General features: G+C 73.4%; 24 protein-coding genes. 9 read left to right on the forward strand and 15 right to left on the reverse strand.

Going from position 1 to position 23,748, the window contains the following annotated elements:
• Nucleotides 1-4: 4 nt before the first annotated feature.
• The 4 genes from EV371_RS32210 (at nt 5) to EV371_RS32225 (ending at nt 3,999) form a co-directional block, all read left to right on the forward strand.
• Nucleotides 5-1,093, forward strand: a complete 1,089-nt coding sequence (locus tag EV371_RS32210) for an RDD family protein (RefSeq protein ID WP_130465375.1) — start codon at nt 5-7, stop codon at nt 1,091-1,093.
• Nucleotides 1,090-2,235: a histidinol-phosphate transaminase gene (gene hisC, locus EV371_RS32215; protein WP_130465376.1), complete on the forward strand. Its 1,146-nt coding sequence runs from the start codon at nt 1,090-1,092 to the stop codon at nt 2,233-2,235. Before EV371_RS32210 ends, hisC begins: the two co-directional genes overlap by 4 nt.
• Nucleotides 2,236-2,378: 143 nt before the next feature.
• Nucleotides 2,379-2,933, forward strand: a complete 555-nt coding sequence (locus EV371_RS32220; RefSeq protein WP_349338930.1) for a hypothetical protein — start codon at nt 2,379-2,381, stop codon at nt 2,931-2,933.
• A gap of 34 nt (nt 2,934-2,967) precedes the next feature.
• A complete protein-coding gene (locus EV371_RS32225) occupies nt 2,968-3,999 on the forward strand; it encodes a hypothetical protein (protein WP_130465377.1) in 1,032 nt (343 codons plus the stop codon).
• Between the two features lie 43 nt (nt 4,000-4,042).
• On the opposite strand, the gene EV371_RS34005 is transcribed toward EV371_RS32225, so the two are convergent.
• The 5 genes from EV371_RS34005 to EV371_RS32250 all read right to left on the reverse strand — a co-directional run bounded on the left by EV371_RS34005 (nt 4,043) and on the right by EV371_RS32250 (nt 8,806).
• Complete coding sequence (locus EV371_RS34005; protein ID WP_207230667.1) at nt 4,043-5,560, reverse strand: outer membrane protein assembly factor BamB family protein; 1,518 nt, start codon at nt 5,558-5,560, stop codon at nt 4,043-4,045.
• Between the two features lie 99 nt (nt 5,561-5,659).
• Entirely contained in the window at nt 5,660-6,217 is a 558-nt protein-coding gene (locus EV371_RS32235) for an SRPBCC family protein (protein WP_130465378.1), read from the reverse strand.
• Between the two features lie 165 nt (nt 6,218-6,382).
• Nucleotides 6,383-6,580, reverse strand: a complete 198-nt coding sequence (locus EV371_RS32240; protein WP_107257431.1) for a DUF397 domain-containing protein — start codon at nt 6,578-6,580, stop codon at nt 6,383-6,385.
• A gap of 146 nt (nt 6,581-6,726) precedes the next feature.
• Entirely contained in the window at nt 6,727-7,932 is a 1,206-nt protein-coding gene (gene fahA / locus EV371_RS32245; RefSeq protein ID WP_130465379.1) for a fumarylacetoacetase, read from the reverse strand.
• 16 nt (nt 7,933-7,948) lie between these two features.
• The gene (locus EV371_RS32250) at nt 7,949-8,806 is read right to left on the reverse strand and encodes a hypothetical protein (protein WP_130465380.1); all 858 of its coding nucleotides are present in this window, start codon (nt 8,804-8,806) and stop codon (nt 7,949-7,951) included.
• 94 nt (nt 8,807-8,900) lie between these two features.
• Between EV371_RS32250 and EV371_RS32255 the strand changes: the two genes are divergently transcribed.
• Nucleotides 8,901-10,076, forward strand: a complete 1,176-nt coding sequence (locus tag EV371_RS32255) for a homogentisate 1,2-dioxygenase (RefSeq protein WP_130465381.1) — start codon at nt 8,901-8,903, stop codon at nt 10,074-10,076.
• 19 nt (nt 10,077-10,095) lie between these two features.
• On the opposite strand, the gene EV371_RS32260 is transcribed toward EV371_RS32255, so the two are convergent.
• The 6 genes from EV371_RS32260 to EV371_RS32285 all read right to left on the reverse strand — a co-directional run bounded on the left by EV371_RS32260 (nt 10,096) and on the right by EV371_RS32285 (nt 15,102).
• Nucleotides 10,096-11,085, reverse strand: a complete 990-nt coding sequence (locus EV371_RS32260; RefSeq protein ID WP_130465382.1) for a hypothetical protein — start codon at nt 11,083-11,085, stop codon at nt 10,096-10,098.
• 218 nt (nt 11,086-11,303) lie between these two features.
• Complete coding sequence (locus EV371_RS32265; protein WP_130465383.1) at nt 11,304-12,341, reverse strand: tetratricopeptide repeat protein; 1,038 nt, start codon at nt 12,339-12,341, stop codon at nt 11,304-11,306.
• 368 nt (nt 12,342-12,709) lie between these two features.
• Nucleotides 12,710-13,102 carry a DUF397 domain-containing protein gene (locus EV371_RS34870; RefSeq protein WP_486484880.1) on the reverse strand — a complete coding sequence of 131 codons (393 nt, stop codon included), beginning with the start codon at nt 13,100-13,102 and terminating at the stop codon, nt 12,710-12,712.
• Nucleotides 13,103-13,347: 245 nt separating this feature from the next.
• Nucleotides 13,348-13,824 carry a 2-C-methyl-D-erythritol 2,4-cyclodiphosphate synthase gene (ispF, locus tag EV371_RS32275; protein ID WP_130465385.1) on the reverse strand — a complete coding sequence of 159 codons (477 nt, stop codon included), beginning with the start codon at nt 13,822-13,824 and terminating at the stop codon, nt 13,348-13,350.
• Between the two features lie 18 nt (nt 13,825-13,842).
• Nucleotides 13,843-14,553: a 2-C-methyl-D-erythritol 4-phosphate cytidylyltransferase gene (gene ispD / locus EV371_RS32280; protein ID WP_130465386.1), complete on the reverse strand. Its 711-nt coding sequence runs from the start codon at nt 14,551-14,553 to the stop codon at nt 13,843-13,845.
• A 63-nt stretch (nt 14,554-14,616) separates the two neighbouring features.
• On the reverse strand, nt 14,617-15,102 hold the full coding sequence (locus EV371_RS32285; protein WP_007073334.1) for a CarD family transcriptional regulator: 486 nt from the start codon (nt 15,100-15,102) through the stop codon (nt 14,617-14,619).
• Between the two features lie 328 nt (nt 15,103-15,430).
• On the opposite strand from EV371_RS32285, the gene EV371_RS32290 reads away from it, so the two are divergent.
• Nucleotides 15,431-16,249: a hypothetical protein gene (locus EV371_RS32290; protein WP_486484881.1), complete on the forward strand. Its 819-nt coding sequence runs from the start codon at nt 15,431-15,433 to the stop codon at nt 16,247-16,249.
• Nucleotides 16,250-16,326: 77 nt separating this feature from the next.
• Here EV371_RS32290 and EV371_RS32295 read toward each other — a convergent pair whose 3' ends face one another.
• From EV371_RS32295 to EV371_RS32310, 4 genes are all read right to left on the reverse strand, one after another.
• A complete protein-coding gene (locus tag EV371_RS32295; protein ID WP_130465387.1) occupies nt 16,327-16,818 on the reverse strand; it encodes a hypothetical protein in 492 nt (163 codons plus the stop codon).
• A gap of 33 nt (nt 16,819-16,851) precedes the next feature.
• Nucleotides 16,852-17,982 (reverse strand): 3-oxoacyl-[acyl-carrier-protein] synthase III C-terminal domain-containing protein, encoded by a 1,131-nt coding sequence (locus EV371_RS32300; RefSeq protein WP_130465388.1) that lies wholly within the window; start codon nt 17,980-17,982, stop codon nt 16,852-16,854.
• Nucleotides 17,983-18,198: 216 nt separating this feature from the next.
• A complete protein-coding gene (locus tag EV371_RS32305) occupies nt 18,199-19,368 on the reverse strand; it encodes an acyl-CoA dehydrogenase family protein (protein WP_130465389.1) in 1,170 nt (389 codons plus the stop codon).
• Nucleotides 19,368-20,264 carry a methyltransferase domain-containing protein gene (locus EV371_RS32310; protein WP_130465390.1) on the reverse strand — a complete coding sequence of 299 codons (897 nt, stop codon included), beginning with the start codon at nt 20,262-20,264 and terminating at the stop codon, nt 19,368-19,370. Before EV371_RS32310 ends, EV371_RS32305 begins: the two co-directional genes overlap by 1 nt.
• Here EV371_RS32310 and EV371_RS32315 point away from each other — a divergent pair.
• The 3 genes from EV371_RS32315 (at nt 20,263) to radA (ending at nt 23,542) form a co-directional block, all read left to right on the forward strand.
• Entirely contained in the window at nt 20,263-21,150 is an 888-nt protein-coding gene (locus EV371_RS32315) for a UbiA family prenyltransferase (protein WP_486484882.1), read from the forward strand. The genes EV371_RS32310 and EV371_RS32315 overlap by 2 nt on opposite strands.
• A gap of 171 nt (nt 21,151-21,321) precedes the next feature.
• Nucleotides 21,322-22,035, forward strand: coding sequence for an RAD23 family protein (locus EV371_RS32320; protein WP_130465392.1), 714 nt, complete (start codon nt 21,322-21,324; stop codon nt 22,033-22,035).
• A gap of 61 nt (nt 22,036-22,096) precedes the next feature.
• The gene (gene radA, locus EV371_RS32325) at nt 22,097-23,542 is read left to right on the forward strand and encodes a DNA repair protein RadA (RefSeq protein WP_130465393.1); all 1,446 of its coding nucleotides are present in this window, start codon (nt 22,097-22,099) and stop codon (nt 23,540-23,542) included.
• Nucleotides 23,543-23,748: the final 206 nt, after the last annotated feature.

Here is a 23,748-nt window from a genome sequence, read left to right on the forward strand (position 1 = left end):
CCCGGTGACGGTGCAGCCGGGCTGGTACGCCGACCCCGCCGAGCCGACCACCCAGCGGTACTGGGACGGCGAGGGCTGGGTGGGCGCACCGCTGCCCGTCGACGCCACCCCGCCACCCGGTCCGCCGCCGGCCGAGGAGCCCGAGCCCACCCCGGCACCGTCCAGCGGTGCCGGAGCCCCACCCGGGGCACCGGGTTCTCCCGCCGCACCCGGCTCACCGGCGACGCCACCCCCGCCCGGTGCGCCCGGTGGGCCGGCCGCGCCGTGGGGTGGCCCGCCGTGGGGTGGGCCACCGTGGGGTGGGCCACCGGGCAGCGGCCCGCCGACGGGCGGTACGCCACCGGTCAGCGGCGCACCGCCGAGCGGACCGCCGTCCGCGCCCGGTTGGCCGGGTGCCGGTCCGGCGGGTCACCCGTACGGGCCGCCCGGAATGCCGTACGGGCCGCCGCCGCCAGGCTGGCCGCGTCCGTACTGGGCCGCGCCACCACCCCGGCCGCACGGGTTGGAGCTGGCGCCGCTCGGCGCCCGGGTGGTCGCCCGGCTGATCGACATCGGCCTGGTGCTGCTGCTCAACGTGGTGGTGAACAGCTGGTTCGTCTGGCGTTTCGTGCAGGAGGTCGAGCCGGTCAGCCGGGAGATCTGGCGGCGTGCGCTGGCCGGCGAGTCGACCACCGAGGGCCTACCCCAGGTCAGCGCGGAGGCCGACGGGTTGCAGGTGGTCATCCTGCTGATCGCCGTCGCGCTCTGGTTCGCCTACGAGGTGCCGTCGGTGGCCAACACCGGGCAGACCTTCGGCAAGCGGATCATGAGGATCAAGGTCGTACCGCTGGCCGAGACCGAGCAGTTGGGCTTCGGTCGCTCGTTCCGGCGGTTCAACATGCTGGGCCTGCCGGTCTTCCTCTGGAGTTGCTGTGGCATCGGCTTTCTGATCCAGCTCGTCGACTGCGCGCTTCCGTTCTTCGACCGGCCACTGCGGCAGGCCCTGCACGACAAGCGGGGCCAGACCGTGGTGGTCCGAGCGCCCGCCCCGGCCAGTCCCCCGGCCGAGACCACCGACACCCCGCACGATCGCTCTGGAGGCCCCGCGTCATGACCGGTCCGACCCCCGACTCCGGCCAGCGTCCCGCGACGACTCCCCGGCTGACCCGCGCCGATCTGGACGCGCTGCCGAACTACGTGCCCGGGCGCAGCCCGGCGGACCTGGCCCGGGAGCTGGGCCTGCCGGAAGCGATCAAACTGGCCAGCAACGAGGTGCCGTACGGTCCGCTGCCGGGGGTGGTCGAGGCGGTCGCCGAGGCGGTCGCCGGGGCACACCGGTACCCGGACATGGGCGTGCTGGCGCTGCGGGCGGCGCTGGCCGAACGCCACGGCGTCGACCCGGACCGGATCGCCACCGGCTGCGGGTCGGTGGCGCTGGCCGAGCACCTGGTCCGGGCGACCTGCCTGCCCGGGGACGAGGTCGTGTACTCGTGGCGCTCCTTCGAGGCGTACCCGATCATCGCGGCGACCAGCGGCGCGACCAGCGTGCGGGTGCCCAACGACGCCGGCCACGGGCACGACCTGACCGCGATGGCGGCGGCGGTGACCGACCGGACCCGGCTGATCCTGGTCTGCAACCCGAACAACCCGACCGGGACCAGCCTGCGCCGCCCCGAGCTGGACCGGTTCCTCGCCGCGGTGCCGGACGACGTGCTGGTGGTGCTCGACGAGGCGTACCGGGAGTTCGTCACCGACCCGGCGGTGCCGGACGGCCTCGCGGCCTACGGCGACCGGCCGAACGTGGTGGTGCTGCGCACGCTCTCCAAGGCGTGGGGCCTGGCCGGGCTCCGGATCGGCTTCCTGGTCGGGCAGCCGGAGGTGGCCGCGGCGGTACGCAAGGTGGTCACCCCGTTCTCCACCAGCCTGGCCGCCCAGGCGGGGGCGCTGGCCGCGCTCGATCAGGCCGACGAGGTACGGCGGCGCTGCGCGCTGGTGATCGCCGAGCGGGACCGGGTGACCGAGGCGCTGCGCAAGCGGCTGCCGGCCGGGCCGGTCGGGGCGACGGTGCCGGAGAGCCAGGCCAACTTCGTCTGGTTGCCGTTGGGCGACCGGTCGGTGCCGTTCGCACAGGCCTGCGAGGCGCGCGGGATCATCGTCCGTCCCTTCGCCGGTGAGGGCGTACGGGTCACCGTCGGCACCCCGGCCGAGAACGACGCCTTCCTCGCGGTGGCCGACCAGCTCACCCAGCAGCGGTAAGCGAAGAAAGTACGATTAAACTCCTTTTGGCCCGCAAATAGGACGATATCCCCTATCTTCCTCGAATAGGTCACCGGGCGCGGCCCGGGATCCGAGATCACCGGATCGACGAGATCCATTCGAGAAAGCGTGAGGTACCGTCCGTGCGACTTGCCAGAATGCTCGTGATCGGAGCGGCCGCCGCGGCTGCGGTGGGACTCACCGCCGCACCCGCCGTGGCGGCGCCGACCGACACCACCACCGTCACCTTCGACGTCACCGCCGGCACTCTCGACATCGACGCGCCCACCTCGGCCGACCTCGGCTCCGGCGCACCGGGCACCACCATCGACGGCTCCCTCGGCGCGGTCACCGTCACCGACGCCCGGGCCTCGGGCGACGCCTCCTGGGCGGCGAGCGTGACGTCGAGCGTCTTCACCACCGGCACCGGTACGCCGAGCCAGACGATCCTCGCCTCCGAGGTCGAGTACTGGTCGGGGAGCCTGATCACCTCGACCGGCAACGGCACCTTCAACCCCGGCCAGGCCACCTCCGACGATGCGGTGCCGCTGGACACCGTCACCCCGGTGGTCGCGTTCACCCACGTCGGCGGCACCGGCAACAACTCCGCCACCTGGAATCCAGGGCTGTCGATCAACGTGCCGCTGGACGCCGAGGCCGGCACCTACACCGGGACGGTGACGCATTCGGTGGCGTAGTCCCCGCGCGACGGCGGCGGTCCCGACCGGACCGGTGCCGCGACCGGCGGGCTGGGCACCGCTGCTCCTCACCTGCCTCGTCGGCCTGGGTCTGCCACCCACCCAGGCCGGCGCGGCCGGTCGGGACGACCCCGACACCGAGAGAATCGGGATCCAGCTGCTGGAGGCACCGGTGGACCGCCGTGCCGACCCACGGGCGCTGCGCTACATCGTGGACCACCTGCCGCCCGGCACCGTGATCCGGCGCCAGCTGCTGGTGGTGAACAAGACCTCCCGCGCCCAGCGGGTCGACCTCTACGCGGCGGCGGCCAGCGTCGAAGGGGGCCGGTTCCGGTTTGCCGAGGGCCGGACGCAGAACGAGCTGAGCTCCTGGATCTCCCTGGACAGGGAGCGGGTGGAACTCCCGCCGGGCGCCAAGACCCGGATCCGAGCCACCCTCGACGTACCGCCACCAACACCGAAGGGTGAGCGGTACGCCGTCATCTGGGCCTCGACGAAGTCCCCGCCGAAGAAGTCGGCCAACGTCAGCCAGATCCACCGGGTCGGCGTACGGGTCTATCTCGACATCGGTGTCGGTGGCGAGCCGCCGTCCAGTTTCACGATCGGTGACGTGGTGCCGGCGCGGGACGCCCAGGGCGTACCGTCGGCGAGCATCCGGGTGGCGAACACCGGCGGGCGGGCGCTGGACCTCAGTGGCACGGTGTCGCTCTCCGAGGGACCGGCCGGGACCCGCGCCGGCCCGTTCGAGGTGATCGAGGGGACGACACTCGAACCCGGTGCGTCGGGCAGCGTCGGCGTGCGGTTTCCCCGGGAACTGCCCAACGGCCCGTGGAAGATCGACATCGAACTCGCGAGCGGTACGGTGCGGCAGCGCGGCACCGGAAGGATCACCTTCCCCGACCCGGGCGAGGTCGGCGAGCCGAGCCGGCTCCTCGCGCCGCTGCGCACCCCGTGGGGGATCGTCGGAACCTCGCTGGTCGTCGGCCTGATCCTCACCGGCGGACTCTTCGTCGTCGCCCGCCGGGCACACCGCCGTCGCAAGGTCGGTGCGGCGGCCGGGTCCTAGTCTCCGTCAGCGCACCGCCCGGCCCGGCACCGCCTCGGCCTGGTCAGGTGCCGGCCAGGATGACCGGCTGGGCCGCCAGGTAGTAGCGGTCGTCCCCGGCGGCCGGGTCCACCGGCTCGGCGAGCCGCTCCACGGCGACGAAGCCGCTGGCGGCGTACGCGAACCCGGGTGTCCAGCTGGTCGAGTCCCGGCCGTACGTGAACGGGAAGCGCGACCGTTCCGCCCCGGTCGCCGAGTCCAGGGTGACCAGGTCACCTCCGGCGGTACGCAGGTGCACGCGGCCGGGTTGGGTGGCGATCAGCCGGGCCTGCCCGGCCTCGGACCAGCGCCACAGTTCGGCACCGGTCCGCACCGACCGGGCCAGCAGCCCGGTCCCGTCCGGGGTCACCGCGACCTCGTCGACCAGGACCGCCTCGGGCGCGTCCAGTGCCGGGGCCGGCACCGGGCGGGCCCCGTCGAGCAGCCAGCCCCGGGTCACGCCACCGCTGACCGTGCGCAGGGCCCGGCAACCGGACCTCCCGGTCGCACAGCCGACCGGGCTGACCTGCACCGGCCGCCCGGAATCGTCGGGACGCCAGCGCCCGACGAGGGCGCCGGTGGCCACGTCGCGGAATTCCACCTCGACCGATCCGGCGCAGACGTCGACGACGGTGAAGAGCCCGTCGACGGTGGTCAGCCCCTGACCCGCCGCCGCGTCCGCGCCGTCCGGGCCGCCGTCCGCGCCGGCCGGGCCGTCCGGGCCACCACCGTCCGCGCCGTCCGGGCCACCACCGTCCGCGCCGTCCGGGCCACCACCGTCCGCGCCGTCCGGGCCACCACCGTCCGCGCCGTCCGGGCCACCACCGTCCGCGCCGTCCGGGCCACCACCGTCCGCGCCGTCCGGGCCACCACCGTCCGCGCCGTCCGGGCCAGCACCGGCCGGGCCATCCGGGCCAGCACCGTCCGGGCAGGCCGGGTCGGCGGCGAGGCGCCACAGTTCCCGGCCGGAGTCGAGGTCGATGCCGCGCCGGTCGGCGGCCTCCCCGACCACCAGGACGGGCCGCCCGGTCGAGCCGTGGGCGGTGTGCAGGCCGGTCGGGGCGTAGACGGTGGCCGCTCCGGTACGCCGGCCGAGGTAGCCGTGCCCGGGACGCGGTCCGGCCGCCCGCCAGCGGACCGTGCCGGTACGGGCGTCCAGCGCCACCAGCTCGCCGTCCGACCAGCGGGTCAGCACCGTGCCACCGTCGGCCGCCACCCCCGCCACCTGGGCCGGCCAGCGCCGGTACGACCAGTACGGCGTGCGCCGGGTCGGTGCGTCGATCGGCCGGTCGGCTCGGATCTGCCGGGTGGTGGCGTAGACCCTGATCCGGTCGTCGACGATCAGCGGTGCCGCGTTGAGGGTGCCGACGACGCCGGGCCGGACGGTCACCGGAGCCGGATAGTCGCCCCGGGCCGGAGTACTCACCTCGGCGGGCGCCAGCACCCGGTAGACGATCACGGCGGCCCCGGCCAGGAGCAGCGCCGTCACCACGATGGCGACCGCCGTCCGCGGCCGGTTTCGCGCGCCGTTCGGCGTTGCCATGCCCGGACACCTCCGCCGGAACCCTATCCAGGGTCGGGCGGCCGCCACCTGGCAGGTGCCCGATCGGGGTAGCCGGCGGGCGCGGACTCCGTCGGCCGGTCAGGCGGCGACGGCCGGGCCGCTTCGTCCGGAGCGGGCGGCGGTCGCGGCCAGGTCGGCCAGGTCCCGGCGCAGCGCGCCCTCGCCGGCCCGCGCGGCGAGCCCACCGAAGACCACCGCGAGCAACCGGCTGTACCGCGCGGTCGGCACACCCTGGTGGCTGACCGTCACCACGGTCCGGCCCCGGCCCGGCGGTCGCGCCGGCACCGGAGCGAAGGTGTACGTCGTCAGATAGTCGACGCCGTTGCCTGACGAGCTGACGACGAGTCGCCGGGCCGGCACCGCCTCCTGGACCGTGAACTCCTCGACCATCACGGTGCCGTCCGGGCCGGGCCGGCTCTCCCGCCAGACGGTGCCGACCCCGAGGCTGGTGCCGGATTCCCGGCCGGACCTGGGTGGCGCGACGCTCTCCTCCGGTGCCGGCTGCCCGGTCTGGCGCAGCACCTGCACCTCGTCGACCTGACAGAGCCATCGGGGGCGGTCGGGCAGGTCGGTGAAGACCCGCCACAGTTCGTCGGCGGGTGCCTGGATCAGTCGGCTGAACGCCACCGTCGACATGGGCACCTCCCCGCCTGTCACGGTACGGCGTGGTGAGGACAGTTCACACTCCAGACCGCCACAGAGTGATCATAACGTGACAGTACGGAGTGCGAACGAATGTCGTGGCGAAGTGTTCCCCGTGACCGCGCGGTTCCGGCAGTGCTCGGAACCGCGCGGTGTCGATCAGCTTCCGAACGCGCCCGTCCTGGTCGCGGTCACGAACGCCGCCCAACTGGCCGGTTCGAACGACAGCACCGGGTCCGGGTCCTTCGAGTCACGCACGCCGACCACTCCGGGCAGGTTGTCGGCCACCTCGATGCAGAGCCCCTGATCGTTCGAACGGCTGCTCTTGCGCCAGCGAGCAACTTCCGCGTTGAACATATTTGTACCCTTTCAAGCTTAATAACACTTGATGACGGGTTTGTCACCGTCCGGGTAAGTCAACGCGCGACGAGCAATCCTGTTACTCGTCTCGACCGATCAATCGCACACTTCGTCCGACCGGCGGCGGGAGACCGACCGCCGGCTCAGTCCGGGCGGGCCGGAGCGATCGTCCCGACGACCTCACCGAGCCCGACCGTGGTGCCGTTCGGCCCCGGCGCGGTGGCGCCGATCCCGACCGTGTCACCGTCGGCCAGGAAGGTCCGGGTCGCCCCGTCGGAGAGCGTCACCGGCTCGGTGCCACCCCAGGTCAGTTCGAGGAACGAGCCGACCTGCTCGCGGCGCGGACCGGAGACGGTGCCGGAGGCGTAGAGATCACCGGTACGCAGCGCCGCCCCGTTCACCGTCAGGTGGGCGAGCTGCTGGGCCGGCGTCCAGTACATCCCGGCGAACGGCGGCTCGCTGACCCGGGTGCCGTTCCAGTCCACCGTCAGCCGCAGGTCCAGCCCCAGGTGCGGTACGTCCCGCAGGTAGTCGAGCACCGCCGGCTCCTGCTCCGGGGCCGGCACCCAGGCGTCGGCCAGCGCCTCCAACGGCACCACCCAGGGCGAGACCGAGGTGCAGAACGACTTGCCGAGGAACGGCCCGAGTGGCTGGTACTCCCATGCCTGGATGTCCCGGGCCGACCAGTCGTTGAGCAGCACCACCCCGAAGACGTGCGCCGGGAAGTCGGCCACCCCGACCCGTTCGCCCAGCGCCGACGGTACGCCGACCACGAAACCCACCTCGGCCTCGATGTCCAGCCGGGTCGACGGCCCGTACACCGGACCGTCCGGGGTGCCGCGCTGCCCCGTCGGGCGGACCACCGGGGTACCGGAGACCACCACCGTGCCGGCCCGGCCGTGGTAGCCGACCGGCAGGTGCCGCCAGTTCGGCAGCAGCGCCTCCCCGTCCGGCCGGAAGATCTTGCCGACGTTGCTCGCGTGGTGCTCGGAGGAGTAGAAGTCGACGTAGTCGCCGACCTCGAACGGCAGCACCAACTCGACCTGGTCGAGCGGGACCAGCAGCGGAGCCACCGCCGCCCGGTGCCGCTCGTCGGTCAGCAGCTGCACGATCCGGGTCCGGACGGTGCTCCACTGCGCCCGGCCGAGCGCCAGGAACGCGTTCAGCGTCGGCTGGCGCAGCGCATCGCCGGCCAGGATCAGCCCGGCCGCCTCCGCGCCGTCCAGGTCGAGGACGAAATCGCCGATCCGTACGCCGATCCGGCGCGCCCGCCCCGCCGACCGGAAGACCCCGTACGGGAGGTTGTGCACCCCGTACGCCGAACCCGTCGCCTCCGTCACCCAGGTCACACCCGTCCCCCAACCGTCACGACTCGAAGCCTCCGTTCACCAGTCCCAGCCGGACCAGGTCGATCAGCGGTTCCATCACGCTGCACGAGCCAAACCCGCTCCATAGTGGACGTGGCTCCTCGCGCCGGGACCGGGCCGCCTCGACCAGCGGCAGCGGGTCGGTCGCGGCCAGCGTCTCGGCCACCTCGGAGACCTCGGCGCCGGCGCAGGCCACGGCGGTGCCGGCAAGGACGTTGACGAAGCCGTGGTGGGTGAAGCCGGTCTCCGGGTCGATGTGCCGGATGGCGTGGTGCAGCCCGGCGGTGAGCTTGAACGGCAGGTCCCGGTCCCGACAGGCGCCGATCACCGCCGCCAGCTCGACCGGGGTGGGGAAGAGTTCGGCGGCCAGCCCGCCGGTGCGGAACTTGGCCGCGATCCGCCGGCCGCCGGCCCGCTCGTCGGCCAGCCGGTCGAGCGCGCCGAGCAGCCCCCAGGTGAGCGGGATCTCCGCGTAGACGTCGGCGTCGTCGAGCTGGCCGGGAAGTTCGGCGAGTGCGGCGAGCCCGGGCAGCGGGTCCTCGCCCCGCTTGGCCACCGCCATCTCGACCTGGCGGATCCGGATCCGCGGGTCGGTGCGGTCGCGCAGCGGGTACAGCTCTGCCACGGGGACGTCGCCGATCACGCCGACGTCGATCGGCTCGTCGTCGGCGAGCAGCGCCGGCAGGCTGGGCAGGGCGGAGGCGGGCAGCAGCAGGGGGCCGACCAGCGGGGCGTACCAGGCGCCCCGGTGCCGGCGGTGCGCGGCGACCGCGTCGGGCAGCGTGGCGCTGCCGGGCGGGAAGACGGCGGCGTCGTCGACCAGCCCGGCGAAGAGCCGAGGTACCTGCGTTGACACGAACAGAGAACTTACGGGACGCTACGACTAGCGGACAACACCGTCCGATTATCGGACACCGTCGGCCGGTGACTGGGACAAAACGGAGGCGATCATGCCGTACTACCGCAGCGTCGGCGAGGTTCCCCGGAAGCGCCACACCCAGTTCCGGCAGCCCGACGGCAGCCTCTACGCCGAGGAGCTGATGGGCCAGGAGGGCTTCTCCGCCGACTCGTCGCTGCTCTACCACCGCTACCTGCCGACCGCGATCGTCGCCGCCGAGGAGTTCACCCCGCCGGCCTGGCAGCGGGTGCCGAACCTGCCGCTCAAGCCCCGTCACCTGCGTACCCACAAACTCGACGGCGGAGCCGGCACCGACGCGATCCTGGGCCGGCAGCACCTGCTCGCCAACGACGACGTCCGGATCTCCTACGTCGTCGCCGACCGGCCCTCCCCGCTCTACCGCAACGCGGTCGGCGACGAGTGCCTCTACGTCGAGTCCGGCGCGGCCCGGGTCGAGTCCAGTTTCGGCGTGCTCGGAGTGACCGCCGGGGACTACGTGATCATCCCGACCTCGGTGGTGTACCGGATCGTGCCGGTCGCCCCGGAGCCGCTGCGGATGCTCGTCGTCGAGGCCTCCGGGCACATCGGCCCGCCCAAGCGCTACCTCTCGGTACGCGGCCAGTTCCTCGAACACTCCCCCTACTGTGAGCGGGACATCCGGGGCCCGGAGTCCCCGCTGCTGGTCGAGGAGACCGACGTGGAGGTGTACGTCCAGCACCGCCGGGGCTGGACCCGGCACGTGTACGCCAACCACCCCTTCGACGTCGTCGGCTGGGACGGCCACCTCTACCCGTGGGCGTTCTCCATCCACGACTTCGAGCCGATCACCGGTCGGATCCACCAGCCACCGCCGGTGCACCAGACCTTCCAGGGGCCGAACTTCGTGATCTGCTCCTTCGTGCCCCGCAAGGTCGACTACCACCCGCTGGCCGTCCCGGTGCCGTACAACCACCACAACGTCGACTCCGATGAGATGCTCTTCTACACCGGCGGCAACTACGAGGCGCGGCGCGGCTCCGGCATCGCGCAGGGCTCGATCTCGCTGCACCCGGCCGGCTTCACCCACGGCCCGCAGCCCGGCGCCCCGGAGCGGGCGATCGGGGCGGAGAGCTTCGACGAGCTGGCCGTCATGGTCGACACCTTCCGCCCGCTCGACCTCTGCGGCCCGGCACTGTCCTGCGAGGACACCGGGTACGCCTGGACCTGGTCCGGCCGGGGCACCGGCTGAGCCGACCCCGACGGCCTGGTCACCGGTCTGCCTCGACCAGCGGCCGCAGTCTCTTCTGCAAGGCCGCCTCGTCGATGCCCCGGGCCAGCTTTCGGTTGTAGTGCATGCGGAACGGGCAGCTGTCCTCGGCGCTCTGCCGCCCGGGCACGGTGAACTCGCTGACCAGCTTGCCGCTGCGGGCTTCCCGAACCGTTACGTGGTAGGCGCTCTCGAACAGGTCGAAGGTGAACGGGCTGCCACCGGCCAGCAGCGCCTGCTCATGCGCGTAACTGCAGGTAACGTCCTGCCGCGAGTCCCGGGACGCCGTCACCCGTACGCAGACGAGGAGCTGCACCTGGTCGAGGTCCCGGCGGGAGGTGCCGGACTGGTACCGGGGTTCCCATTTCTTGGGCAGCAGAATCTCGGTGTACTCCAGCTCCCGCTCGTCGGAGTACCTGACCATCGCCATCAGGTGCGGGCCGCGGCCGGCAAAGGGCCGGGAGGTGAGGTTGTAGACATAGAGCTTCGGCGACCGGCACGGGTCGGCGGAGTCCTCGCTGCGGGTCTGCGTCGGCCCGGACGGTGCCGGGAGGGGTGGAAGCTGCCCGGCGGACGGCGGGCCACCGGGCCGATCCGGCGGCCAGGTGCACGGCCCGGTCAGGGCGACCGTGAACCGCCCACTCTCCAGAGGCATTTCCATGAGCAACTCGGTGCCGTCCTCGTGCACGGCGGTGATCTCCCGGACGTCGGCGGGCGTGCCGGTCCGCAACCTCTTGGCATGTTCGGCGAAGCCCTCGCGAAGCATCCACATCTCCACGTCGTCGAGGTACTTCCCGGCCTGCTCCGCAGCGGAGACCGTCAGCTCCGCCCGGGGCCGGACACCCCAGCTCGGGCCGCCCCCGGGCAGGTCTGCGCAGCCTGCCCTCCGGGAGTGGCTCGGCGCGGTTGCCTGCGCGTCGGACTCGAGCGCCCCGGCCACCGCGCGGGACAGGTGCTCGGTCAGTCGTTGCTCGAACTCTTCGGTGCTCACCTTGGGTGCCGGCGGTTCCGGTCCGGTTTCGCTGGTGCAACCCGTGAGCACCAACACCCCGCACACCGTCACGCCGATCCGGCGGCTCCATCGCTGCGTCCACTGCCGAGCCATCGCACCCCCGAACGTTCCGCCGGCACGAGCAAGCCGCAGAGAAACGGGATGTTCTGTCCCGGACTCTACCCGTTCATCCACGCTGTCCGATACAGGTCATGCCATCAGTCGCGGTCGGGTGACCAGCCGAAGAGCACCGCCAACTGCGTCGCGGCGGTGGTGACCAGCGCCAGCACCAGCGGCCACGGCGAGCCGAGGATCGCGTAGAGCAGGATCAGGCACGGTCCGGCAACCACGGCGTAGACGGCGAGGGCCAACAGCCGGTCGGAACGGATCAGGTCGGGCAGCCGCCCCCGGCCCAGGTTCGGCACCCGTCTGGCGAAGCGCCAGACCAGAACGCCGCCGGTCACCGCCGCGAGCCCGGCCCAGAGCCGGGACGACACCGGGTTCGCCGCCGCCAGGCAGGCCACCAGGATCGACACCACGATGGTGTAGCCGGCGCCGTACATCAGGAGTTGCCGCAGCCCGCCGCCGATCGCCCGGGCGCCGTCCCGGCTGGTCGGCTCCAGCGCCGCCGCGTCCGCCAGATGTTCCAGCGCCTCCGAGTAGCGCCGCTGCTCCAGCCGGATCACCCCGATGTTGTGCTGCGCCGCCGCCAGTTCGGGGTCCAGCCGCAGCGCCTCCCGGTACGCCCGCTCGGCCAGGTCGAACATCTGCATCCTGGCCGCCACCAGGCCCAGCACCAGGTGCGCCTGCGGCTCCTGCGGCGCCAGCTCGACACCCCGCCACGCGGCGTTGAGCGCCTGCTGCCCGTTGCGCGACTCACCCAGGATCGCCGCCGCGCTGCGCTGGGCGTACGCGTCGTCGGGGCCGAGCGCGAGGATCTCGTCGGCCGTCGCCGCCGCCTCCTTGAACCGGCGCAGGTCCGCCAGGGCCTGTCCTCGGATCACCAGCGGGTGGATCAGCTCCGGAGCGGCGGCGACGGCCGACTCGGCGGCATCCAGCGCCTCCCCCGGCCTGCCACCCGCGAGCTTGACCATCGCGAGCATGACCAGCGCAGGCACATGCGACGGGTCGAGCGCGATCGCGAATCCGACTTCCGCGGCCGCTTCGTCGTAGCGGCCGAGCTCGGCGAGCAGTTCGGCGCGCTGGACGTACCCTTCGGCGGAGGAGAACTGGTCGGAATCGGCGTCGCTGGACACGGCCCGAGCCTATCCGGCGCTGTCCCGCCGGATACGCACGCCCGACTTACCGAACGCCCACTCCCCGGCCGTCAACCGACGGTCGCCGGCCAGCTGACCGACGACCCGCCGAATGCCCACTCCCCAGCAGCCCGGATGCGCGGTACCGTAGACGGGACCAAGCCTGGCGCTCCCCCCGTGGCGTCAGGCTTGGTCCACTAATGCCCCGGTCACCTGGTCGGATGCCTCCCCACTGCCGAGCCCGCCTCGGATTCCGCGCTCGCGATCCTCGATGCGATCCCGTCAAAGGGACTCCCGCCGAGGCCGAGCATGGCGACGCCCCCGTGCCCGTGCTGCCACACGGACGCGGGGGGCGATCGTCAAATCGACTACCGATGCGGGGCAACACCCCGGACGAAGGTGCGCCAGGCCGCCGGCCCGAACGCCAGCACCGGCCCCGACCGATCCTTGCTGTTCCGCACCAGCTCCCAGGTCTCGCGACTGGTCGAATCGAGTTCCGGTGACCTGTGGCGCACCGTGGCCCTGTCAGCCGGCCCGTCTCGGCCTGCTACGCGCCTACCGGGACGACCGCATCGGATCACCGATCTAGCTCGCGGGCCAACTGCAACGCGCCATACAGGACCTACCAAGATTCTTGCTGAAGAATGGTTAGCCACGGACCCCAATTCACCAAGATCTCGGAGCGGCGTCCCAGCGGTGAGGTAGTCGTCGAGCGCCCCGCCGGCCTTGTCGTAGCCGTTGCGCAGTGCTTCCAGCAGCATGTCTTGCCGGCCACATCCTCGTGCGCCGCCGGGCTGGCCACTCGGGCCGAGATGGTCAGCTCCGGCCGGTCTGGAGCAGGCCGGCGAGTTCGAGCAGAGTGTTCGCGCTCCCGTCCAGCGACTTGGGCCGCACATCGGTCAAAGCATTCACCCCCGTCGTCGACAAACCCATCGAACGTTACGATAGTCAGTTTTCGCAACGGGAAACCCGGTGCTTCGACAGGTGCAAGAAGCCGCCGGACGGGTCAGGGCTGCCGGTGGATCAGGGCGACGGCGATCCCGGCCAGCCCTTCGCCCCGGCCGGTGAGCCCGAGACCGTCGGTGGTGGTACCGGAGACGGTGACCGGGGCGCCGACCGCCGCCGCCAGCGCCCGCTGGGCCTCGTCGCGGCGGGGACCGATCTTCGGGCGTACCCCGATCACCTGGATCGAGACGTTGCCGATCTCGAAGCCGGCGGCCCGGACCCGGCGGGCGGTCTCGGCCAGCAGTGCCACCCCGGCGGCGCCGGCCCACTCCGGCTCGGCCACCCCGAAGTTGCTGCCCAGGTCGCCGAGGCCGGCGGCGGAGAGCAGTGCGTCGCAGGCGGCGTGCGCGGCGACGTCACCGTCGGAGTGCCCGGCCAGCCCGTCCACGCCGGGCCAGTGCAGGCCGGCCACCCAGCAGGCCCGGCCCGGCTCGAATCCGTGTACGTCGGTGCCGACACCGACCAGCGGAAGGATCACGTCCGGAAGCGTAGGCGATCAGTGGTGCCCGGCGAGCGGTACGGCGCCGAGCAGGTGCTCGGCCAGGGCCAGGTCGAACGGTCGGGTGATCTTCAGCGCGTACTCCGACCCGGGGACGCAGGCAACGCGTACGCCCTGCTTCTCGACCAGGCCCGCGTCGTCGGTCAGCGGGTCGACGGCGGCGGCGTGCGCGGCGGCCAGCACCGCCCGCCGGAAGCCCTGCGGCGTCTGCACGGCCCGCAGCGCGGACCGGTCCACGGTGCCGAGCACCACACCGGCGGCCGAGACCTCCTTGACCGTGTCGACCACCGGAAGTACCGGGATCACGGCGTCCTCGCCGCCACGGACCGCCTCGGCGACCGACTCGACCAGGGCGGTCGGGGTGAGCGCCCGGGCCGCGTCGTGCACCAGGACGATCTCCGGGCCGGTGGGTACCGCCGCCAACGCGGCGGCGACCGATTCCTGCCGGGTGGCACCGCCGGCCACCACGGTCAGCTCGGCGACCGGCTTGAGCAGCGCCCGGACCGCGTCCTCGTCACCGGGTGGCGCCGCCACCACGATGGTGTGCACGGACGGTGCGGTGGCGATCCGCCGTACGGCGTGCACCAGCAGCGGTTCGCCACCAATCCGGCGCAGTGCCTTCGGGCCGCCCGGTCCGAGCCGGACGCCGGCACCCGCCGCCGGAACGAGGACCGCGACGTCACCGCGCGGATTGAGCTGCGCGGTCACGTCGCGGTCCTCGGACTTTCTTCGGGGTACGTCGCAGGCACGACGAAAAGTGCCGGCGTGGGGCTATGCCTCGGTGAGCACCTTGTCGAGAAGAGTTTCCGCTTCGTCCTTGGTGCTCTTTTCGGCGAGCGCGACCTCACCGACGAGGATGTCGCGGGCCTTGGCGAGCATTCGCTTCTCGCCCGCCGACAGCCCCCGCTCCCGCTCGCGGCGCCAGAGGTCGCGGACGACCTCAGCCACCTTGAGAGGGTTACCGGAGGCCAGCTTCTCCAGATTTGCCTTGTAACGCCGCGACCAGTTGGTCGGCTCCTCGGTGTGCGGGGCACGGAGGACATCGAAGACCTTGCCCAGGCCCTCTTCGCCAACCACTTCGCGCACGCCCACGATCTCGGCATTCTCGGCGGGCACCCGGACCGTCAGATCACCCTGAGCGACCCTGAGGACGAGGTACTGCTTGGGCTCGCCCTTGATGACCCGAGTCTCGATTGCCTCGATGAGTGCGGCCCCGTGGTGGGGGTAAACAACGGTCTCGCCGACACTGAAAACCATAGGTTCGAAACCCCTTTCGCTGTGTCTAGGGTAACACGCTCAGGCACCGATGTCCCACCGCAGTCCTGACCGTTAGCGCAGCTCAGAGGCCCTGTGAGAGGTCTTTCTTCGGCTTGACATGACGGCGATCAGTGGATTTACGCACGCTGCGTGACACACGGATCACCGGCCGACAAGGCGGATCGGAAAAATCGGATGTAGGGCGTTGCGGTCACTCCAGCATATCTCTTCGGCACCCGGCACCGCCGCCCACTGGCGATACGCCCCCCGGTGGGGGAGGCTGGGGTGGAGCCCGAATCACACCTCAGGTGAGCAGCCAGGGGGTGCCATGAGCATGTCGGCAGACGGCGACGGCCGGCCGGACAACGGCCCGTTCGACGGCGTACCCGACCTGCCCGCCGACTGGGGCCGGATCGTCATACCCGACGACCCGGCCGAACTGGCCGCCGAATCCGCCCAGGTCCGCCGCGAGCTGCGGCTACAGGCCCGCCGCGAGGGGTGGCGCAGGCGTCTCGGCGTCCCCACCACCACCGCCGGTCCCGTGCCGTTGCGACTCTCCCTGCTGATCATGTCGGCGATCCTGCTGGCCGCCCTGACCAGTCTCTTCGCCATCACCTGGCCCGCCCCGCAGCGGCCGGCCGCGACCGCCCGCAGCACCCCGGGCAACCCGAGCGCCCAGGCGAACCCGGGTGGCGCGACGAACCCGAACGGCGCGACGAGCCCGGGCAGCGCGGCGGCATCCGCCGGACGGTCCCTGCCCGCGCTCGACCTGGTGGGCGAGGACGGCCAGATCGTCCCGTTACGGGGACTCCTTCCCGCCGTGATCCTTCTGATCGACGGCTGCGCGTGCGACCAGCACCTCGACGCCGCCGTCCGGGCCGCCCCGCCCGGAGTCGCCGTGGTGGCGGTCAGCACCCGGCGGGCCCTACCGGGCACCCGGACCATGCCGCCGCCCGGTGGCGGAACCCCCCGCTTCCTGACCGACCCGACCGCCGAGCTGCGGGCCGCACTGGATCTCACCGCCGCGAACGGCAGACCCGGCGCCGTACTGGCCAGCCGGTCGGGACAGATCCTCCGGACCGTGCCGGAACTCGGCTCCCCGGGCGACTATCAGGCCGACCTTCCCCGCCTGCTGACCGCCGCCTGAGGCCCCGCCTGCTGACCGCCGCCTGAGGCCGCCTGCCCGCCGCCGCGCGAGCCGGGCCGGCCGGGGCGGAACGCCGCTCAGGGCAGCGCCACCACCTGGAGGGCGACCTCCACGTGCCGGTGGTTCAGCCGCCGGGCGCCGATCGACAGCTCGTCACTTGCCGCGACAAGCTGCACACTGCCGAACGGCCCCGGGCAGCTCACCGACTTCGACCAGCCCTTCGTCGCCCCCCGCAGTACCCGGACGTGCAGCTCGCCGAGGCTGACGCAGACGTACTGCAGCAGGTAGCGACCGCCCGGGCGGGTGTCGATCGACCAGGTGACGAAGCGGCGCTGGTTCAGCGTCGCCGTCTCCCGCCACACCGTCTGCGGGAAGTACGGCAGGCTGTGCCAGGCGACGCCGCCACTCTGCCGACCGGCCAGGTCCGCCCCGCCGATCCCCGGCGCCATCTCCGGTGGGCCCACCCCGGTCTGCCCTGGCCGGGCCGGCTCCGGTGCCGACCGGACCGACCACCAACCGCCGACGCCGACCAGCAGTACCGCCGCGATCGTCAACGCCACCCTGCGCACCGGTCGCCTCCTCCCGCCGGTCCGGCGGAGATCCTAGGAGCCACCCCGGCCGGCCCGCTGGGCCGACCGCGTGCCGTCGGCCCGTGCCACCCCCGGCTGCCGGTCCAGCAGTGCCGCGTAGAGGGTCAGCCCGGGTCCGAACGCGAGCATCACCACGGTACGGGGTGCCGCGGCCGTCCGCCGTAGTCGTTCCAGGATGAGCAAGGAAGTCGGCGACGAACAGTTGCCGTACTCGTCGAGTACCGCCCGGGACGCGGCCAGCGCCTCCGGTGGCAGGCCGAGTTCCGCCTCCACCACGTTGAGGATCCGGGGACCGCCCGGGTGCACCGCCCAACCGTCCACCTCGGAGATCCGCTTGCCGTGCCGGGCCAGCAGGTCGGTGACCAGGTCACGGACGTGTGCCGCCAGCACCTGCGGCACCTTCGGCGACAGTCCCATCCGGAAACCGGTGTCGGTCAACTCCCACGTCATGTGGTCGGCCGTCGAGGTGTCGGTGACCGCGGTGACCTCGCGGACGGCGTACCCGGCACGGCTGCCCGGTGCGACCACCACGGCGACGGCCGCGTCGGAGAAGAGCGCGTGCGAGATGATCTGCTGGGTGTCCATCCGGGCCGACGACGGCTGGATGTGCAGACTGGTCAGCTCGGCGCAGAGCAGCAGGGCCGGGCGGCCCCGGGCGGTGACGAAGTCATTCGCCGCGGCCAGCCCGGGCAGCGCGGCGTAGCACCCCATGTGCCCGACGAACATCCGCTGGGTGTCCGGGGCCATTCCCATGTCCCGGGCCAGCAGGATGTCCAGGCCCGGCGTGGCGTACCCGGTACACGAGCAGACCACGAAGAGGCCGATCTCCCCGGCCGAGAGGCCGGCGTCGGTCAGCGCCCGACCGACCGCCTCCTTGCCCAGCGGCAGCGCCTCGATCTGGTAGCGGCGCATCCGGCGCTCGGTCGGCCAGTCCGAGACATCCTCCAGCAGCGGATTCACCGCCGCCTGCCGGTGCCGTACCCCGGAGTTGGCGAAGATCCGCTCGGCGAGCGCCCTGGTGGCCCCGGCGAAGTGCCCCGCGAAGAAGCCCGCCCACAGCTCCTGCTGGCTGGCCGTGGGCGGCAGCGCCACACCCACCCCGGCGATCACTCCGGAGCTTTCCCGCCCGCTTCCGCTCCCCATGCCGTCCTCCGATCGCGACACCGCGCACGCCTGCCCGCTTCCACGCACCCACCGAGCCCAACCCCCGAGCGTCCCCCCGGGACTCGCGGCCGAGGCCAACGTGTCCGATCGCGACGCGGCCCGACCGGTGGCGGTCGGGCGGCCGCTCACGCACCATCAAATACCCGATGAGCCCCTCTTCCCCTCCTCTTCCGGTCCGGCAAACCGGAAACGGGCTCACCACCGGGGAGTCGCGGCGTCCCGGTCCGGGTCACCACCGAGCGCGGCGATGCCGAGCCAGTCCGCGCAGACGTCCGAGGTCGCCGGGTGCAGCGACCCACACCGGGCGTCCCGGTAGAGACGTTCCAGCGGATGCCCACGCCGGGTCGCCGAGGTTCCGGCCGCCTCCACCATCGAGGCCGCCACCTCGGCCGCGGTCGTCCCGGCCAGCAGCTTCGCCCGCCACACCCAGCGGTTCGTCTCGGCGTCGCCCGGCGCCTCGTCGACCCGGCGGGCCGCCTCGGTCACCGCCAGCTCGGCGGCGGCGGTGGCGGCGTCGGCCCGGCCGACCCGGGCGCGTACCGCCGGCAGCCCGGCCAGCCCGCGGGCGGTCAGGTGCTCGACGGCGGCGTCGATCGCCGCCCGGGCCACCCCGACGTAGACGGCCGCGTAGCTGGCCACCAGCCAGTGCGGCATGAGCTGGGCGACCACCAGGGCAAGCCCCTCCACGCCGCCGAGCAGCCGGTCGGCCGGCACCGTCACGTCCAGGTGCAGGTCGTGCGAGGCGGTGGCCCGCATCCCGAGCGAGTCCCAGGTCGGCTCCACGTGCAGCCCGTCCGGCCCGGCCGGAACCAGGAACTGCGACACCACCGACTGGTCGGCGATGCTCCGGGCGGCCACCAGGTAGGCGTCGGCGTGCCCGGCGCCGGAGCAGAAGGTCTTGGCGCCCTTGATGTGGTAGCCGCCGTCCACCGGCTCGTACGTCGTGGTCAGCTTCGACAGTCGGGAACCGGCGCCGCGCTCGCTCATCGCCACCGCGTACCAGGCGCCGGCCGCCGCCTCGGCGAGCAGCCGGTCCCGGGCCGCCAGCGCCTCGGCCGGTACGCCGAGCGCCTCGGCCAGCTCCTCGGTCAGCGCGCCGAGCGCGCCGGTCACCGAGGCGTGCATGTTGAACACCAGCGCCGTGGCGCCGTTGCCCCGGGCCAGCTCGGTGGCGACCGCCGCGTACCCGGCGAAGCTGGCCCCCAGCCCGCCCAGCTCGGGCGGAACCATCAACCCGAGGAGCCCGGCCGACCGCAGGTCGGCGAAGTCCTCCACCGGGAACGTGCCGTCCCGGTCGTGTTCGGCCGCCCGGGCGGCGAATCTCGGCGCCACCCGGCGGGCCGCGGCGAGCGCGTCCATCGTCATCAAGAATCACCCGGGAGGTTCCCGGCTTCCGCCGCGGGGAGGGAAGCTCGGTCGCGCGTGGTGCTGGTTGTCGGCATGGTGTCGGCTCCTCTGTCTGGGCGGAACTGCCGGGTGCCCCACCCCTGGTAGAGCACCGCCGCCGACCAGGTCGGCACGATCCGTGGCGCGGCCGGGGCCCCGGTCCGCCCGTCCCCGGCCGGACCCGAGCGTCGGACGGCCCGGCGCAGCAGCCAGCGTGCCGTGCCCCAGGCCTCCGGCCGGATGCCCCGGATCCGCAGCGCGATCCCGTGCCGGGCGCACTCGCCGACCAGCTCCCCGGCGTCGACGAAGAGCCGGGGGTCGTGGATCCCCCGGGGCACCCCGGGGAAGAGTTCGGCCACCCGTACCGCCAGCAGCCGGCTCAACGTGGTGGCGTTGAGGGTGTCCAGCACCAGCGTGCCGCCGGGCCGGAGCAGCCGGGCCGCCTCGGCCACCACCCGCCGCCAGTCCGGTACGTGCTCCAGCACCTCACCGGCGGCCACCACGTCCGCACAGCCGTCGGCCAGCGGCACCGCCCCGACGTCCCCGCGCACCGGAACGACCCCGTGCGCGGCGGCCTGGTCGAGCGCCGAGCGGACCAGGTCCACCCCGACGTGCCGGTATCCCCTGCCGGCCACCCGGGGGGCGAGCAGCCCGGCGCCGCAGCCGAGGTCGACCAGGACCGCCCCGGGCCGGGCGGCCGGTGGCACCAGCGCGGCCCGCGCCTCGGCCAGCCAGTGCAGCATCGCGAAGGCGCCGTCCGGCCGCCACCACTCGGCGGCGAGGTCGTCGTACTGCCGGGGGTCGTTGCGGGCCGGTCGGGCCCGGCCGCCGGGCGCGGTGGTCCCGGCGTCGGGTCGGGTCCGGGCTGTCCGCATGCGATCGAGCCTGGCACGACCGAGCGGTAACAACCAGACTTCCCATATGTCGCATGTGGTGTTAGGGCTGGTCCGGGCGAGCCACCCCGAGCCGGCGGTCGCGGTGACCACCGTCTCGGCCCTGCTCGCCTGGGGGGTCGGCCACTCGCCCGGCGGCGTCGCGGCGGTGGCCCTCTCCGTGCTGGCCAGCCAGCTCGCCGTCGGCTGGATCAACGACCGGCTCGACGCCGACCGGGACACCGCGGTCGGCCGGCGGGACAAGCCGGTGGCCAGCGGCATCGTCAGCCGGCGGCTGGTCGGCACGGCGGGCGCGCTCGCGGCCGTACTCACCCCGCTGCCCGCGCTGACCCTCAACCTCGCCGCCGCCGGGGCGGTCGTCCTCGCCCTGGTCTCCGCGCTGCTCTACAACTGGCCGCTGAAGTCCACCCCGTTCTCGGTGCTGCCGTACGCGGTCTCGTTCGGGGCGTTGCCGGCCGTCGTCGTACTCGGGCTGCCGGGCGGGCCGACACCGCCAGCCTGGCTGGTCGCGGCGGGCGCTCTGCTCGGCGCCGGGGCGCACTTCGCGAACGTGCTGCCGGACCTGGCCGACGACGAGCGGACCGGGGTGCGCGGCCTGCCGCACCGGCTCGGCCCGGCCGGCTCCCGGCTGGCCGCCGCCGGCCTGCTGCTCGCGGCCACCACGACCCTGGTGGTCGGGCCCCCCGGACCGCCGTCCTGGGCCGGCCTGGCCGCGGTCGCGGTCGCCGCCGTGGTCCCGGCGCTCGGCTGGTACGCCGGCCGGGCCGCCGCCGCCCGGGGCGACCGCCCGGTGGCCGTCTTCCGGGCCGTCATGCTCGTCGCGCTGATCGATGTCGTGCTGCTGGTGACCACTGGCCGGGTGGTCTGACCCCGCTCTCCACCAGCCGGTACCGCCCGATCGGACCCCGCCGGGTTACCGGGTCGGCGTACGGGAGCCGATCACCGCCCACTACCCTGGAGCCCGTTGGGCCCGGGTACGGCCACCATGCCCGTTCCGCCGGATCGCGACGGCGACCGGGATCGCACGAAGGAGGACCAGGTGACGCGCTCGATCAGGGGGGCTCGGCGAGCCGCCGCGGTGCTGGCCGGTACGGCGACCGCCGCCACCCTGCTGCTGTCCGGGTGTGGCGCGGGTCAGCTCGCCGAGACCGCCGCCAAGGTGCCCACCAGCGTCGGCACCAACGCGCAGTCGGCCGACAACACCTTCAAGGTCCGCAACCTGTCGGTCGACTACCCGGGCATCCAGGGCTACCCGGCCGGCGCGGACGCGCCGATGAACGTCGCCCTCTTCAACGACTCCGGCGAGACCGTCACGGTGCGGGTCAGCTCCCCCGGTGCCCGTGCGGTGGTGCTGGCCGGTGCCTCGGTCGCGCCGACCCCGGGCGGCACCGTCTCGGCGAGCCCGTCGCCGACCACCACCGGCGGCCCCTCCCCGGAGGCCTCGGGGAGCCCGGCCCCGGACGGTTCGCCGACGGCGACCCCGACCGAGGGTGCCGGCACCGCGTCGCCCACGGCGTCCCCGACGCTGCCGGCCGAGATCCGGATCCCGGCCGGCGGGTTCGTGGTGCTGAACGAGACCACCGGAAGCTGGCTCCAGCTCTCCGGGCTGACCGAGCCGCTGTTGACCGGCACCGACATCGAGCTGGTCTTCGACTTCGGCGGCACCCAGGTGTCGGCCCGGGCCCCGGTCGCGGTGCCGGTGACCCCGGCCCCGGTCGGTACGCCGGTCGTCGGTGAGGAAGAGCACGGGTAGGCCGCAGCCGACCCGGCCGGGTGCAGCCGGTTCCGTCGTACCGATTCGTTAGCGTGCTCGGGTGACGACCAGCCGAGCCACGCCCCGCGCCGCCACCGGGCGCGGTCGCGCCGCGAGCCGCGACCCCCGCCCCGCCTACGAGTGCGACGCCTGCGGGCACCAGCCGCCCAAGTGGGTCGGCCGATGCCCGGAGTGCGGCGAGTGGGGCGCCGTCGTCGAGTCGACGCTCACCGGCCCCACCGTCTCCGGCCGGGTGGTAAGTTCCCGGGCACCCGCCGAGCCGGCCCGGCCGATCGCCACGATCAGCGCCGCCCCGGCCCGGGCCCGCCCCACCGGCGTGCCCGAGCTGGATCGGGTCCTCGGCGGCGGCCTGGTGCCCGGCGCGGTGGTGTTGCTCGCCGGCGAGCCCGGCGTCGGCAAGTCGACCCTGCTGCTCGACGTCGCCCAGCAGTGGGCGGCCGGTGCCGGCAGCCCGTCTCTGGTGGTCAGCGGCGAGGAGTCGGTGAGCCAGGTCCGGCTGCGGGCCGAGCGGATGGGCACCCTGCACGACCGGCTCTATCTGGCCGCCGAGAACGACCTCTCCGCCGTCCTCGGCCACCTCGACGCGGTCAAGCCGGGCCTGCTGGTGCTGGATTCGGTGCAGACCGTCTCCACCCCGGGCACCGAGGGGGTGCCGGGCGGGGTCACCCAGGTCCGGGCGGTCACCGCCGCCCTGGTAGCGGTCGCCAAGGAGCGGGGCATCGCGACCGTACTCGTCGGGCACGTCACCAAGGACGGCCAGGTGGCCGGCCCCCGGGTGCTGGAGCACCTGGTCGACGTGGTGCTGCACTTCGAGGGCGACAAGCACTCCTCGCTGCGGATGGTGCGCGGCGTGAAGAACCGGTTCGGCACCGCCGACGAGGTCGGCTGCTTCGAGATGCACGAGGGCGGGATCAGCAGCCTCGCCGACCCCTCCGGGCTGTTCCTGACCCGCTCCGCCGACCCGGTCCCCGGCACCTGCGTGACGGTCGCGATGGAGGGCCGGCGGGCGCTGGTCACCGAGGTCCAGGCGCTGATCGGCGCGACGGTGGCCGGGTCTCCCCGGCGGACCGTCTCCGGGTTGGACAGCGCCCGGTTGGCGATGGTGCTGGCGGTGCTGCAGCGCCGGACGGAGCGGCTGACCCTGCACGACCGGGAGGTCTTCGCCGCCACCGTCGGCGGGATCCGGGTGGTCGAGCCGGCCGCCGACCTCGCCGTCGCGCTGGCGGTCGCCTCCGGCGGGCTCAACCTGGCCATCGCACCGGATCTGGTCGCGATCGGCGAGGTGGGGCTGACCGGTGAGGTGCGCAGGGTCGCCGCGGTGCCGCGCCGGCTGGCGGAGGCGGCCCGGCTCGGCTTCAAGTACGCCCTCGTGCCGACCGGCTGCGGGCCGGGCGCCAGCGGAGTGACCCCGGAGAACATGCGGGTGATGGAAGTCACCGACGTCCGATCGGCGCTGCAGTCCGTGGCGCGGGTGTCAGCTGAGTAACCATACGGTCACATCGGGCTGCTGTTGGCCGGGGCATGGCATGCTTACGGCCGTTGCCACCTGCGGCCGGGCGAACGGCGACGCCTCGCAGGGCTCGCCAATCAGCTACAAACTGGACACTAACCCGGCCGGCCCCGGACGGAACCGAACGGCACGCCGATGGGAGGAAGCAGGCACAGTGGCACGTCACAGTAACCGCGACGGCA

The organism is Plantactinospora sp. CNZ321, from assembly GCF_004217235.1.

Bases quoted from the DNA above. Each gene is read 5' to 3' on its own strand.
- hisC (WP_130465376.1), top strand. From the start codon at position 1,090: ATGACCGGTCCGACCCCCGACTCCGGCCAGCGTCCCGCGACGACTCCC.
- EV371_RS34005 (WP_207230667.1), bottom strand. From the start codon at position 5,560: ATGGCAACGCCGAACGGCGCGCGAAACCGGCCGCGGACGGCGGTCGCC.
- EV371_RS32235 (WP_130465378.1), bottom strand. From the start codon at position 6,217: ATGTCGACGGTGGCGTTCAGCCGACTGATCCAGGCACCCGCCGACGAA.
- EV371_RS32240 (WP_107257431.1), bottom strand. From the start codon at position 6,580: ATGTTCAACGCGGAAGTTGCTCGCTGGCGCAAGAGCAGCCGTTCGAAC.
- EV371_RS32255 (WP_130465381.1), top strand. From the start codon at position 8,901: ATGCCGTACTACCGCAGCGTCGGCGAGGTTCCCCGGAAGCGCCACACC.
- EV371_RS34870 (WP_486484880.1), bottom strand. From the start codon at position 13,102: ATGCTGCTGGAAGCACTGCGCAACGGCTACGACAAGGCCGGCGGGGCG.
- EV371_RS32285 (WP_007073334.1), bottom strand. From the start codon at position 15,102: ATGGTTTTCAGTGTCGGCGAGACCGTTGTTTACCCCCACCACGGGGCC.
- EV371_RS32290 (WP_486484881.1), top strand. From the start codon at position 15,431: ATGAGCATGTCGGCAGACGGCGACGGCCGGCCGGACAACGGCCCGTTC.
- EV371_RS32300 (WP_130465388.1), bottom strand. From the start codon at position 17,982: ATGGGGAGCGGAAGCGGGCGGGAAAGCTCCGGAGTGATCGCCGGGGTG.
- EV371_RS32305 (WP_130465389.1), bottom strand. From the start codon at position 19,368: ATGACGATGGACGCGCTCGCCGCGGCCCGCCGGGTGGCGCCGAGATTC.
- EV371_RS32315 (WP_486484882.1), top strand. From the start codon at position 20,263: ATGCGATCGAGCCTGGCACGACCGAGCGGTAACAACCAGACTTCCCAT.
- EV371_RS32310 (WP_130465390.1), bottom strand. From the start codon at position 20,264: ATGCGGACAGCCCGGACCCGACCCGACGCCGGGACCACCGCGCCCGGC.